Consider the following 13528-nt stretch of genomic DNA (forward strand, 5'->3'; position numbering starts at 1 on the left):
CGTTACCCACGCAGCATCGTGCTCCGCGCGATCTTCCCGACCAGAGGCAGCATCCCGCGATAATTGCCGCCAGCATAAGATGACTGCGCGTCCATCGTAGCGATCATGCGGACATGGGCCCGGCCCAGTGCGTGATAGGGCACGCTTGGCAGCAAGTGATGCAGCGCATGATAGCGCAGCCCAACCGGCGCCCATATCTCAGGCAGCACGCCCGGCGGTGGCACATTGACCGAGTCCAGATATTGCGCTGTCACGGTCATCGCTTCGCCTTCATTCTCCCACAGATGTGCGACCAATGTGCGCAACTGGTTGATGACGGTCATCGCCGAATGGACCGCCATATAAGTCAGCAACGGCCGCCATCCGAATGCGAAGACGCTGGCGATAAGCGCCAGAGCGAACAGGCAAGCCCCTGCCTCCTGCCAGTACCACTGGCGCTTGAATTCCCCTTCGGGCGGACGACGGCGAAAGGCGGGATTGATCGACAGCGCAGAATATTGCGCCTCAACCGCGCGACGCAGCGGCGGCACGATCACGCTGAGCGGGGTCAGCACACCGAAGCGGAAAATGAGGCCCACCGGCGCCAGCATCGCCACAATCACGAACAACGGCAAAGACCACGGCTTCATCAGCGCCAGCGGCAGATATTCCGGATCGTTCGCCGTACCATAGCGGGTGCGGGCGTGGTGCAGCGTATGCACCCCTTCATACATGAACGAGGGAATCATCAGCGGCACGCCGATCAGCAGGTTCCACGCAAAGCGGAACCCCGGCAGCGCGCCTTTGCGGATATGCGTCAGTTCATGGATGAAACTCGCCGCACGATACAGCGTCAGCATCGCAACGACGCCGCACGCCAAAGCCAACGGCACGCTATCCAACAGGATGGCACCGGCCAGACCAGCATAGCCGATGGCCGTCGAAATCAGGAAATCCGGCCAGTAGATCGCCGGGTTCGCAACCGAAAATTCACGGTTCAGCTCCGCTGCCAAACGCAACATCGCTGCATCGTCGGCAATGGGCGCACGACGCCGCTCGGCAGGAAGGGGAGAAGGCACGGCTATCGTTGTATGAGCAGTCATGCAATTCTCCTATCGGGCAAATGCGCACAGTTCATGGCAGCAACATGGCATATTCAACATTGCGCCACGCTGTCCGGAATCAAAATACGTGCCCGACTCAAAATATCTGGCCGACTTGACAAAATGTGAGGCTGCCACGCACTGCTGTCGACGACCTCTAAGCAAAGACAGCATCATGGCCTCATCTGATTTAGTGATCTCCCCCGTCAGCAACAAGGCTGACCGCAAGGCTTTTGTCGAGCTACCCTGGGCCATCTACGCCAACGATCCCGCCTGGGTTCCGCCGCTTAAGGGCGAAGCCCATGATCTGATAACCCCTGGCAAGAACCCGTTTTTCGAACATGCCGAAGCGCAGTTTTTCCTCGCGCACCGTGACGGGCAGGTCACCGGGCGCATCTCCGCCCATTTCGATCGGCTTGCGCTGGAAATGCCCGTCGAACAGGGCATGGGACCGGGCACGGGCAATTTCGGCCTGTTCGAAGCGACGGATGAAGAAGCCGCCCACGCGCTGATCGCGGCCGCTGAAGAATGGCTGCGTGGCAAGGGAATGACCCGAGTTCTGGGTCCGATATCGCTGTCGATCTGGGAAGAGCCTGGCTTGCTCGTCCACGGTCACGATCATCCGCCGACGGTCATGATGGGCCACAACAGCCCGGCCTATGAAGCGTGGATCGAAAGCGCGGGATACACCCCCGCCAAGAAACTCAATTGTTACGAAATCAACATCAAGAAGGGCTTTTCCCCTCTGGTCCAGCGGATCGTGGAGTCCGGTGAGAAAAACCCGCGCATTCGCATCCGGCATGTAAACAAGAAGGATTTCGACAAGGAAGCCGCAATAATCCTCAACATCCTCAACGATGCGTGGGGCAAGAACTGGGGCTTCGTACCGATCACTGACAGCGAAATCGCGTTCACCGGCAAGAAGCTCCGCCCGATTGTGTACGAAGACCTGATCCGCATTGCCGAAGTCGATGGCGAACCCGTTGCCTTCATGATGACGCTGCCCGACCTCAACGAAGCGATCAAACCGCTCAACGGTTCGCTTCTACCGTTCGGCTGGGCAAAGCTGCTGCTGTGGCTGCGCAAGCCTCAGGTGCGGACGATGCGCGTGCCGTTGATGGGCGTGGTCCAGAAGCTTCAGTCCTCCCGCATGGCCAGCCAGCTTGCCTTCATGATGATTGAACTGATCCGCCGGGACGCCGTGGCCAAATATGGCGCGACACGTGGCGAGATGGGCTGGATCCTGGAAGACAATCAGGGAATGGTTGCCATTACCAAGGCCATCGATGCCTTCACGAACAAAAGTTACCAGATTTACGAGAAGGGGCTTTAAGGGGGCGGACCTTCTTTCTTCGTCACCCCAGCGAAAGCTGGGGTCTCAGGCGGTGGCGGGATGTGTTTAGTCCCCACACAAATTCCACCCCCGTGCGCCTTAGCCTGAGATGCCAGCCGTCGCTGGCATGACAATGAAGGTTATGGCTGCATTGAGCCATAAAAGCGCCCTACCGCAACTCCACCCAGACAGGCGCGTGGTCGCTGGCTTTTTCCCGGCCGCGAAAGTCCTTGTCGACCTGCGCATCGTGCAGCCGGTCAGCCGCAGCAGGACTGAGAAGCAAGTGATCGATGCGGAAACCCGCGTCGCGCGGCCAGGCGTTCATCTGATAGTCCCAGAATGTCCACACGCCGCCCTGCGGCTGACGGCTGAGCAACGCATCGGTCCAGCCATCGCCCAGTAACCGGCGATAGGCGGCCCGGCTTTCAGGCTGCATCAGCGCATCGTCGGCCATCGCGGGCACGGAATAGGTATCCTTGTCACGCGGGATCACATTGTAATCCCCCGCCAACACCGCTGGAATTTCCTCCGCCCATATTTCCGCCGCGCGCTTGCGCAGGCGATCCATCCAGCGCAGCTTGTAATCGAATTTCGGTCCGGGCTGCGGATTGCCGTTGGGCAGGTAGATGCTGGCGATCCGAACGCCGTCAACCTCCGCCTCCAGATAGCGGCTATGCTCGTCCTCCGGCTCACCGGCCAAGCCGCGCTGCACCTCGACCGGCACTTGCCCGCGCGCGAGGATGGCGACGCCGTTGAAGCCCTTCTGCCCATGCCAAATGACGCCATAGCCCGCCGCTTCGATATCCTTCGCCGGGAAGGTCTCGTCCGACGTCTTGATTTCCTGCAGGCACGCGACATCGGGCCGGGTCTCATCGAGCCATTCGATCAGACGCGGCAGCCGCGCCTTGATGCCGTTGATATTGAACGTTGCGATACGCATTGGCTTAACTGTCCCCCGATACTCGCGTAAGCGCGGTCAGACCGAAAAGCTGGATCCGCAGCCGCACCCAGCGGTCGCATTGGGGTTCGTTACCTTGAACGCTGCGCCGCCCAGATCCTCGACATAGTCCACCGCCGCGCCGCGGACGAGGTCAAGGCTCATCGGATCGACCACCAAAGTCACGCCATCGCGTTCTACCGAGACGTCCTCCGCATCGACGGCATCGGCAAGGCCGAAGCGATACTGAAAACCCGAACAGCCCCCACCCTCAACGGCCAGTCGCAGGATCGCGGCCTTGCCCTGGCGCAGCGCAATGGCGGCAACGCGGGAAGCGGCGGATGGCGTGAGGTCAATGTCTGTCATGCGCTATAGATAGGGATAAGCAAAAGGCCCGGCAAGCATTCGCTGACCGGGCCTTTTGCTTATCGACGAAAGGATCGTCGATATTCCTGTGAATTCAGTCCGCGTCTTTTTCCTGGCGTGGCGTCGGGCCACCCATTGCGACAGGCGGCTTGGTGTTCAGCGCAACGAGATAGTCCGCACCAGCCACGAAGGGCAGCGGGTTGATCGCATTGCCGGCAACGCGCACTTCATAATGCAGATGGCTGCCGGTCGAACGGCCGGTCGAGCCCATCAGACCGATCAACTGGCCGCGATGCACGCGGCTGTTGGGGGCGACGATCAGCTTCGACATGTGGCCGTAGCGCGTTTCCATGCCGTTGCCGTGCGAGATTTCGACGAGGTTGCCGTAACCGCTGGCCCAGCCTGCGCGAGAAACGATGCCATCGGCGGTCGCGTAGATCGGCGTGCCGACCGGACCGGGAATGTCGATGCCCTTGTGCATCCGCGCCGAACCGTTGAACGGATCGGAGCGAACACCGAAATTACTGGTCAGGCTGAGCTTTGCGACTGGGCGTCCCGAGGGGATGTAGACCGCGGACTGCGTCACGCTGTCCATCTTCTTCCAGCTCGAGAAGAGCGAAGTGAAACCCGCATCATTGGGCGCCTGTGGGGCGACGTCCGCTGCAGTTACATCAGCGTAGGGACCATCTTCTTCGGTGGCATTTGCCGGAGCAGCAGCGCAAGCCAGAATGGCAGCGGCGGCAGCAAAACCCATTTTAATGGAAGAGAGAGAAATCCGTTGGAACAAAAGGCTATTCTTATCGTTGCTTACTTGACGATGCGACATGCGAACCCCGATTTTGCCGCCGCACTGCCGGGTGGCTGCGAGACGTGGACCCTAATTTTTTAAGCAGTGCTACCTGCCCCCGTTCAGCATGTCTGCCGATGCAGAATTATTAAGCAAGTATCGCAGTGATTTCGCGCGTCCAACCGGGTTGCCGATGCGTCGAGTCGTTGAACGGCAGATTAACGTTAGGCAAAAAAGGCCGAAAACTAAGGATTTGTTAGTGATTTGCGTCACTGCGACGGATGCAACTCGTCGATATCATGCCGCAACTCGTCTTAACCTGCTCGTTTGAACCTGTCTTGATTCGGTACGGACATGGGCACTACGCCCTTGCCGCCGTCAGGACCTCGGCTGCATGGCCCTTGACCTTCACCTTGGGCCAAACCCTCAGCACCGTACCGTCGCCGTCGACCAGAAATGTCTTTCGCTCGATCCCCATATAGGTGCGTCCGTACATCGACTTTTCGACCCAGGTGCCGAATGCCTCGCAAAATCCGCCTTTTTCGTCGGACGCGAGCAGCACCTTCAGCCCATATTTCTCGGCGAACTTCTTAAGCTTTGCGGGCTTGTCCTTCGACACGCCGATGACCGTCACACCAGCCGCAGCGAAATCATCCGCCAGCGCCGTAAAATCCTGCGCTTCGCTGGTACACCCCGGCGTATCCGCCTTCGGATAGAAATACACGACCAGTCGCTTGCCCGCATAGTCGGCCAGGGTGAAACTTTCGCCCGCACTGTTCTCAAGGGCCGCACCGGGTACCTTGTCGCCTTCGTTCACCATCATTGACCCCCTGCATGCCGCGCGACGATTGCGCCCCATTGTTCTGAAATATCCTGCCGCGCGGCGGCGTAGCTGGCAAGCAGCGCATCCCAATCTTCAACAGCGCAGGCCCGCGCGACCAATGGCCTAGTCGCTTCGGGCGGCTCCGTGGACTTTGGCGATACCAGCCGCGAAACCAGCAGGAAGCGCGTGATCAGGTCATGCGCCGCCAGCAAGGAGGCAGGCAAATGCCCCGCATCGACAAGCTGCGTGAGCGCCGCGCGCAGGTCTGGCGTGAACGCACTACGCGTCAAAAACTGCGTCACATGGACCAGAAATTCCAGATCGACGAGACCGCCCGGCACAAGCTTGGCATCCAGCGGCCCGGCGGGCGGTTTGTGCGTGGCGATGTCGCCGCGCATTTTCACTGCCGCTGCGGCAAGAGCGTCTCCATCGCGCGGCGTCGCCAACGTCTCGTCTATGATCGCCTGCAATGCTGCGCGCGTCTGCGCCGAACCGAACACCGGACGCGCCCGCGTCAGCGCCAGATGCTCCCATGCCCACGCCGCCTCGCGCTGATAGCGCGCGAAGCTGTCGAAACTGACCGCCAGCAACCCTTGCGCGCCGGACGGTCGCAAGCGGGTATCGACTTCATACAATGGCCCGGACGCTGTCTGCACCGAAAGGGCATTGGTGATCCGCTGCGCCAGCCGGTTGAAATATTGCGTCGCGCCCAGAGACTTGGCGCCATCGGACTCCGCCGCGAAATCGCCAGTAAACAAGTAGATGAGGTCGAGGTCAGAAGCATGGGTCAGCGCCCCGCCGCCCAGCCGCCCCAAAGCCAGTATCGCCAATGCGCCTCCCGGCACTTTGCCATGCGCGGTCTCGAATTCCGCAATGGTACCTTGCGCGAGCGTTTCTATAGCCGCTTCGGCAACACGCGAATAGCCCGCCGCGACATCCAGCGGATCGGCACCCCCGCGCACGATCTGCGCACCAAGGGCGAAACGCTTGTCCCCCACCCTCTGCCGTACGCGGTCGAGCAGCATCTGGTAATCGTCTCCCGGCTCCAGCAGCCCAAGCTGCGCAGACAGCCCAGCCACCGAAGGAGGCGGATCGAATGCGCTGGCATCTATCAACCCGTCCAGCAATTCGGCACGCTGCGCCAATGCATCCGCCAATGTCGGTGCGTGGCTCAGTATCTCCGCCAGCAACTGAACCAAGGCCGGACGGGCAGCCAACAGCTTGAAGAAATTGATCGCACTGGGCAGCCGCTCGATCATGTCGTCCAGCCTGTTGAGCGCCGTCCCAGCATCCGGCGCTGTCGCCAGAGCCGCCATTAAGGCGGGCAGCAATTCCTCCAGCGCATTGCGCGCCGCGCCGCTTCGCAACGCGCGTACCGAGCCTTCGCGCCAGTGCGCGATACGCGCCAGCGGCACCTGCGTTTCGGCAAAGCCCATGCCAACCAGTTGCGCCTTCAACCCTTCGGGATCATGCGACAATTGATCGATGGCATCCTCCTGGATCAACCGGTCATAGTTGTTGCCGACCCAAGTCACGTGCGGTTGCAGCAAGGCAAGCAAAGCCGATCCGTCCGACAATCCATGCAGCCGCGCGACATTGTCGAGATTATCCGGCTTAGCGGGCAGATCGTGCGTCTGCAGGTCGTCGACCATCTGCAACCGATGCTCTATGGTGCGAAACAGCACATAGCCCGCATCCAGCCGCTGGGCGATATCCTCCTCGATTATTCCCGCCGCCGCCAGCGCCCGCACAGCTTCGCGCGTCGCGCCGGAGCGCAGCGCGTTGTTGCGACCGCCGTGGATCAACTGATGCACTTGCGCGAAAAACTCGACTTCGCGAATGCCCCCGCGTCCGCGCTTCAGGTCATAACCGGGTCCGAATGCCTGCCCCTGCGCATAATGGTCGCGGATGCGGCGGGAGATGTCGGTGATCGCATCGATGGCACCGAAATCGAGCGAGCGCCGCCATACGAAGGGACGGATGGCGCGCAGAAAATAATCGCCCAGCGCCCTGTCCCCAGCCGCTACCCGCGAACGGATGAAAGCGGCCTGCTCCCACCCCATCGCCACGGACTCATAATAGCCGATGGCCGCTTCGACCGGCAACGCAATGGGGGTGGCTTCGGGCGATGGGCGCAGGCGAAGGTCGACGCGAAACACATAGCCCTCACCATCGCGCGCGCTCAATATCTCCACGATCCGTTTGCCGAGGCGGACGGCAGCGTCAATCGGCTCCTCCCGCTCGCGATGCGGCAAGGTGTCCGGATCGAAGATAAGGATCGGATCGATGTCGGAGCTATAATTTAGCTCACGGCTGCCATGCTTGCCTAGCGCGATGACGGCAAAGCCCCGCGGCGTTTCGCCAGGATGGCGTTCTTCGAACGCAGCGGCAATGGCCTTGTCCAGCGCGGCATCTGCAAAGTCCGAGAGGGCGGTGGTGACTTGCTCAAAATCCCACGCTCCAGACAGATCGGCGATAGCGGTTACCAGCGCAAGCGCACCTCGCTCCCGGCGCAGCGCCTGCATCACTGTCTCAGCGCCCGCTCCCGCCGACAATGCCAGTGACCGCGCATGGTCAAGATCGCCCAAGGCGAGTGAATCGGTAATGTCGGGAAAGCGGCACATCTGCTGCGCCAGAAATGGCGCATGCTGTTGGGCCCGTGATAGAGCGCTCACATAATCGACGGGTGCCGTCGCACTTTCGCTCTGCTCTGCACCCCGAACCACTGCGCTTTCGCCCTCCCTTGCCTCCGTTGAGCGCATCCATTCACTTAAATGAATGAATACAGCAACCTTTGGCTCTCAAGGCCGTTCAATAGAACATGACTTGGCAAAACGAAACATTGCGCGTGAATAAAGCAGCTACGGCCGCAGGATGCTATATGGTGGTCCCCGCTCCGTCCGCGCGGGATGGGGTAACAGGGGCTTTACGTTCGGTCTATCCGGCAGAACGCAATGCAGTGCCAGATGACATGCTCTTATTGCTATCCATGCTCGACAAGTAAGTGGGGCAGTTGCCCGCAGACCTACTCTGCATAAATATTACCGCCCCTGGCTAAGCTTGTCCACGTCCGCCATTATTTCGTTCAGCACACCCGTGGGACCAGTAATCTGGCCGCGACGTGTAGGCATGTCGCCACTGTTCATCATTTCTTCCAAGGCAGCGCGCCCCCGTGCTACTCGGCTCTTGATCGTACCGACAGCAACGCCGCAGATTTCAGCCGCTTCCTCATAGGCGAAACCGCCTGCGCCCACCAGAATGAGCGCCTCTCGCTGAGGCTGCGGAAGTTGGAGCAAAGCACGTTGCATGTCGGCCAGTTCGATATGCTTGTCCTGGCCGGCAGGCGCCGCAAGCAATCTGTCCGCCGTCAAGTCATCCCACTCGCCACGAAAGCGCGAACGGCGCATTTGCGAGAGATAATGATTGCGCAGGATGATGAACGTCCAAGCCCGCATGTTGGTGCCGGCCTGAAAGCGCGAGCGCGCAGCCCATGCCTTCAGCAAGGTCTCCTGCACGAGATCGTCAGCCAGATCGCGATTGCCCGACAAGGATCTGCCGAACGCACGAAGATGCGGAATGACGGCGCCGAGCTCTTTCTTGAAATCGACATCGGATAATGCCTCCCGATCCTCGGGCAAGGCAATGACGTCAACGTCTTCGGTGACTGCGTCGGGCGCGGTCGTCTTATTGGCAGCAACCATCATATGGTCGACCCAATAGAATGCGCTCCCACAAACGTCTTAGAGGTGTTGTTCAAAACGGACTTTCCCGATTGTACGTTACATGGCCCGAATATGCGCCAAGGAACCATTCACAGCAAAAGCAGCAGCGCCATGCCGAGGACCGCAAGCACTAGCGAGATCACCAGCACATAGCGCACGATATGTGGCGTCGATCCGCCACGGGCTTCATCCGTGCCGATGTGCTCTTCGTCCTGCATAATGCTCTCCCGTTCGTTACGCATCAATAACACCTCTGTCCGGACGATGTTCCCGATTACGTAACGAAGCGTAATAATTCCGCAGTTGGAATCGATCAGGCTGGCGCCGTGGCCTCATCGAAAAAGAGCGCTTGGGCAATTGCCGCCTTGACGGTAGACCTTTGAAAAGGCTTCGTAATAAGGAAGGTTGGCTCCGGGCGCTCTCCCGTCAGCAAGCGCTCGGGAAACGCGGTGATAAAGATTACCGGAACCGCGAATTCCGCCAGAATGTCCTTTACGGCATCGATACCGCTGGAATCGTCCGCAAGCTGAATGTCGGCCAGCACCAGTCCAGGGCGGTCGGCCATCGCTTCGCGGACAGCTTCGTCGCGGGTCACCGCAATGGCGGTGACATCATGCCCCAGATCGCGCACGATGGTTTCAATGTCCATTGCGATGATCGGCTCGTCCTCGATGATCAGAACACGTGCACGGGTCTGCGTCTCGATTTCCTGCAGCGCTTCGGCAACGAGCGTGTCAACATCGGCGGGCGCCACATCGATAAGATAGGCCGCATCGTCGGTCGTAAAGCCCTCCATCGCGGTCAGCAGCAGCGCCTGGCGCGACAGCGGCGTAATACGCGCCAATCGTGCCGATGCGATGGCTTCATGCGCGCCGCTCGCTGTTGCTGCGGCATTGTCGTCAATATGCGACGATGACCAGATTGCGTGGAACGTGCGATACAGGCCCAGTCGAGGATCGACATCGCGGGGGAACTCTTCCGGAGCGGCGACGATGGCTTCCAAAGTGGCCCGGACATACGCATCGCCATGCGACTGACTGCCCGTGAGCGCGCGGCCATAACGGCGAAGAAAAGGCAGATGCGGATGTAATTGCTGGCCAAGCGACATAATGAAAACTGTCTCCCTGAGAACAATCGGCGGCATAATGCCAAACCGTTTGATCAATGTGTAAGGATGGAATGCCGGTTGCCGCTTTGCAACCCCCCGCCCCCGGAACTGCGTGTTTTTCCAAAGCCATTGCGCCGCGACACCGCCGCATTTCACAATGCCAATGAAAAATATTGCAACGTCGGAACCAACCACATCGTAATTTGTTTCACAGGCGTTCGGTTTTTTGTTCCGATCGCTTTTTTTCTCAGGCACATGTCGTTTCTACGGACGGCAAGGATTGACGTTAGGGGGAGATGCAGCAAATGTCGGTAGCGTTTTCACCTTTAAAGTATAGGCACAAAGGGGCGAGTTTTGGGTTCTTCTGACATGCGACCGGATGCCATCGCACCACATGACGCGCCGGTTGCTACCGTGGATGTTGCTACAGGGTCACTCCCGGCCGCCTCGCCGTCGTCCGCAAAGAAAAAGCTACGTCAAAAGCCTGTTTCGGGAAGCAAAGGGGCCGACCATCAGGTTGGCGATGTATTGCGTTCGGTATATCAGACCGCTGTTCAGGAAGACATTCCTGCCGAGATGCTCGACCTTCTCAATAAGTTGGATTGAACGGTTAGAATGTGGCTGACGTTTCCGATGCCGCCCCGCAGGAGCGCTCCATAGTATTTGCGCCTTTCCGCTCCACTGGGGTCAAGATGTTCCTTATCTTGACTTTGGCGCTGCTACCGCTGGGGCTTGTCGCCTTGTTCGCCTCGCTTCAAGCCATCCGCACGGCAGACATGGAACGGGTCTCCCTTCTCAAAATTTCCGTTGTCCAAAGCGCTCGCACACTTTCGTCCGAGACTTCCCTCGATCGGACAGCCCTCCGCATTGGCATCAGCGGCTCTACCAGGGGAAGGGTCGATCCGCAGCAATGCGAACGCATCTCCATGTTCATTCGATCAAGAACATCTTCCGACACTATATTCGCTATATACAACACAGCCGGAAGACGTCTTTGCGCAACCGCCGGTGCATCGCTCGATCGATTTTCCATACCGAATCGACCGGATTCGCGACCCATGTCGTTACTGCCGGAAAAAGACACATTGGTGGCGCGCACCACCAGTGCCGATGGGAGTCTTGTGGCATTGATATTCTACGGTCGGAACTATCTGAACCGGATCATATCGCCTTCCTCGTCCACGGTCAGGCATCAATATGTTCTGACGCAGGGCGAAAAACGGTTGTCCGTCTCGGGCAGCGCCGCGCGTCAGGCGGTCGGAAATCTCGAAAAGGTATCCGCCCCTGTCGGGCCGTCCGATATTCTGCTGACCTTGACCGCGTATAATCCGCCAAAAACCTGGGCGCGAACGCTCTCGCTGTTTCTGCCCCTGCTCATGTGGTTCTCCGCCGCCGCGATTGGATGGTTTGTCGTTAACCGGCTGTTGATCCGTCCGCTGGTGCTGCTGCGCCGGGCGGTAGCTGCCTATCAGCCGGGCGTCCCCCTGAAACCGCTGGAAAAAGTCCGCACCCCCGCGCAGGAAATCACCGATCTGGGCGAGACATTCCGGGCCATCAGCGAGGACGTGGCAACGCACGAAGTCGAAATGTCGGAAAGTCTGGTCCGACAGCGCAAGCTGACTCGCGAAGTCCATCATCGCGTGAAGAACAACCTCCAGATTATTGCCAGCCTCATCAACTTGCACAGCCGATCCGCGGTGACGCCCGATGCCGCCGATGCCTATGCCTCCATCCAACGTCGCGTCGATGCATTGTCCGTGGTGCATCGCAATCACTTCGCGGAGATGGAGGAAAATCGCGGTGTCGGCATCCGGGCGTTGGTGAGCGAACTGGCGGCGGGCCTACGTGCGTCCGGCACCGATGGTGGCGCGCGCCTGGCGATTCAGATCGACAGTGCAGATTTGCACGTCAGTCAGGACATTGCTGTCCCGGTGGCATTTTTGGTGACCGAACTGGTGGAGCTGGCGATGCTATGCGATCCTGCGGCGACCATCCGTATCACGGTGCACCTGAAAGACGACGAACCGGGTCGCGCCCAGATCAGCGTTGCGTCGCTCGCGCTCAGCACCACTCCGGTTCTTCAATCCCGTCTGGAAGGCCGCTTCGACCGTGTCCTGACCGGGCTATCGCGTCAACTACGCGCGCCCCTGCGCCGCGATGAAGAGGAAGGCATCTTCTGCATCGACATTCCGATCATGGACTGAGACCCTATTTCTTCAGATAGCTTTCGCGGACCGACGCGGCAAATGAGCCGAACCGACCTTCGGTGATCGCATCGCGTATCCCCTGCATCAAATCCTGATAGAAGTGGATGTTGTGCTGCGTCATCAGCATGGCGCCCAGCATTTCCCCCGCCTTTACCAGATGATGCAGATAGGCACGGCTCCACGTGACGCACACCGGACAGCCGCAGCGTGCGTCGATCGGCGCTTCGTCCTCGGCATGGCGCGCGTTGCGGATGTTGATCGGACCGCCCCAGGTGAATGCCTGCCCATTCCGCCCCGATCGCGTCGGTAGCACGCAGTCGAACATGTCGATGCCGCGCTCGACCGCGCCGACGATATCGTCCGGCTTGCCCACGCCCATCAGGTATCGGGGACGATCCACGGGCAACTGGTCGGGCGCGAAATCGAGCGTCGCGAACATCGCGTCCTGTCCCTCCCCCACGGCCAGACCGCCCACTGCATATCCATCGAAACCTATCTCGATAAGCTGCTGGGCAGAGCGCAGCCGCAAATCCTGATCGAGAGCGCCCTGCTGTATCCCGAACAAGGCAGACCGCTCCGCGTGCTCGACACCTGCATCGAACCCTTCGCGCGACCGGCGGGCCCACCGCATGGACCGCTCCATCGATAGCGCGGCTTCATCCCGCGTCGCGCCGTTCTTCGTGCATTCGTCGAACGCCATCACGACATCGCTGCCTAGCAGCCGCTGGATCTCCATCGATCGCTCGGGCGTCAGCATATGCTTCGATCCGTCAATATGGCTGGAAAAGGCAACACCCTGTTCGGTCAGCTTGGTCAGAGCGGAAAGGCTCATCACTTGATAGCCACCGCTGTCCGTCAGGATCGGCCTGTCCCACGCCATGAACCGATGCAGCCCGCCCAGCCGCGCCATGCGTTCCGCACCCGGACGCAGCATCAGATGATAAGTATTGCCCAGAATGATGTCGGCGCCCGCTGCACGCACTTCATCGGGGCGCATCGCCTTCACCGTGGCGGCGGTGCCGACCGGCATGAAGGCTGGCGTTCGAATATCCCCCCGGCGCATTGAAAGCGTGCCGGTGCGCGCCTTTCCATCGGTGGCGGCTATGTCGAAGGCGAAGCGGGGTCGGGTCATCCTGCGCCCATAGGCGCTTTTGGCAGCCTTT

General features: G+C 59.9%; 13 protein-coding genes. 3 read left to right on the forward strand and 10 right to left on the reverse strand.

All coding sequences use genetic code 11. The features are described 5' to 3' along the window. Positions 1-2: 2 nt before the first annotated feature. Positions 3-1082 (reverse strand): fatty acid desaturase, encoded by a 1080-nt coding sequence (locus LQ220_RS12090; RefSeq protein ID WP_230188542.1) that lies wholly within the window; start codon positions 1080-1082, stop codon positions 3-5. Positions 1083-1257: 175 nt separating this feature from the next. On the opposite strand from LQ220_RS12090, the gene LQ220_RS12095 reads away from it, so the two are divergent. Further along, positions 1258-2415: an N-acetyltransferase gene (locus LQ220_RS12095; RefSeq protein ID WP_230188543.1), complete on the forward strand. Its 1158-nt coding sequence runs from the start codon at positions 1258-1260 to the stop codon at positions 2413-2415. Positions 2416-2584: 169 nt separating this feature from the next. On the opposite strand, the gene xth is transcribed toward LQ220_RS12095, so the two are convergent. From xth to LQ220_RS12130, 8 genes are all read right to left on the reverse strand, one after another. After that, a complete protein-coding gene (gene xth, locus LQ220_RS12100; RefSeq protein WP_230188544.1) occupies positions 2585-3355 on the reverse strand; it encodes an exodeoxyribonuclease III in 771 nt (256 codons plus the stop codon). A gap of 36 nt (positions 3356-3391) precedes the next feature. Then, complete coding sequence (erpA, locus tag LQ220_RS12105; RefSeq protein ID WP_230188545.1) at positions 3392-3718, reverse strand: iron-sulfur cluster insertion protein ErpA; 327 nt, start codon at positions 3716-3718, stop codon at positions 3392-3394. A gap of 94 nt (positions 3719-3812) precedes the next feature. Then, positions 3813-4472 carry a M23 family metallopeptidase gene (locus tag LQ220_RS12110; RefSeq protein WP_230188624.1) on the reverse strand — a complete coding sequence of 220 codons (660 nt, stop codon included), beginning with the start codon at positions 4470-4472 and terminating at the stop codon, positions 3813-3815. 394 nt (positions 4473-4866) lie between these two features. Then, positions 4867-5325 carry a thioredoxin-dependent thiol peroxidase gene (gene bcp / locus LQ220_RS12115; protein ID WP_230188625.1) on the reverse strand — a complete coding sequence of 153 codons (459 nt, stop codon included), beginning with the start codon at positions 5323-5325 and terminating at the stop codon, positions 4867-4869. Continuing rightward, the gene (locus tag LQ220_RS12120; protein WP_230188546.1) at positions 5325-8054 is read right to left on the reverse strand and encodes a bifunctional [glutamine synthetase] adenylyltransferase/[glutamine synthetase]-adenylyl-L-tyrosine phosphorylase; all 2730 of its coding nucleotides are present in this window, start codon (positions 8052-8054) and stop codon (positions 5325-5327) included. The genes bcp and LQ220_RS12120 overlap by 1 nt, the downstream gene beginning before the upstream one ends. A gap of 315 nt (positions 8055-8369) precedes the next feature. After that, on the reverse strand, positions 8370-9032 hold the full coding sequence (locus LQ220_RS12125) for a sigma-70 family RNA polymerase sigma factor (protein WP_230188547.1): 663 nt from the start codon (positions 9030-9032) through the stop codon (positions 8370-8372). A 107-nt stretch (positions 9033-9139) separates the two neighbouring features. Further along, positions 9140-9268: a hypothetical protein gene (locus LQ220_RS24915; protein WP_290369041.1), complete on the reverse strand. Its 129-nt coding sequence runs from the start codon at positions 9266-9268 to the stop codon at positions 9140-9142. Between the two features lie 95 nt (positions 9269-9363). Continuing rightward, the gene (locus tag LQ220_RS12130; protein ID WP_230188548.1) at positions 9364-10158 is read right to left on the reverse strand and encodes a response regulator; all 795 of its coding nucleotides are present in this window, start codon (positions 10156-10158) and stop codon (positions 9364-9366) included. Positions 10159-10512: 354 nt separating this feature from the next. Between LQ220_RS12130 and LQ220_RS12135 the strand changes: the two genes are divergently transcribed. Together LQ220_RS12135 and LQ220_RS12140 are read left to right on the forward strand one after the other, a co-directional pair. Beyond that, complete coding sequence (locus LQ220_RS12135; RefSeq protein ID WP_230188549.1) at positions 10513-10764, forward strand: NepR family anti-sigma factor; 252 nt, start codon at positions 10513-10515, stop codon at positions 10762-10764. Between the two features lie 452 nt (positions 10765-11216). After that, positions 11217-12362 (forward strand): sensor histidine kinase, encoded by a 1146-nt coding sequence (locus tag LQ220_RS12140; protein ID WP_354957655.1) that lies wholly within the window; start codon positions 11217-11219, stop codon positions 12360-12362. A 4-nt stretch (positions 12363-12366) separates the two neighbouring features. Here the strand turns inward: LQ220_RS12140 and tgt are convergent, their stop codons facing one another. Next, entirely contained in the window at positions 12367-13497 is a 1131-nt protein-coding gene (gene tgt, locus LQ220_RS12145) for a tRNA guanosine(34) transglycosylase Tgt (RefSeq protein ID WP_230188550.1), read from the reverse strand. Between the last annotated feature and the right edge of the window lie 31 nt (positions 13498-13528).

It is taken from the genome of Sphingobium sp. CECT 9361 (assembly GCF_918741285.1).
Classification (GTDB): Bacteria; Pseudomonadota; Alphaproteobacteria; order Sphingomonadales; family Sphingomonadaceae; genus Sphingobium.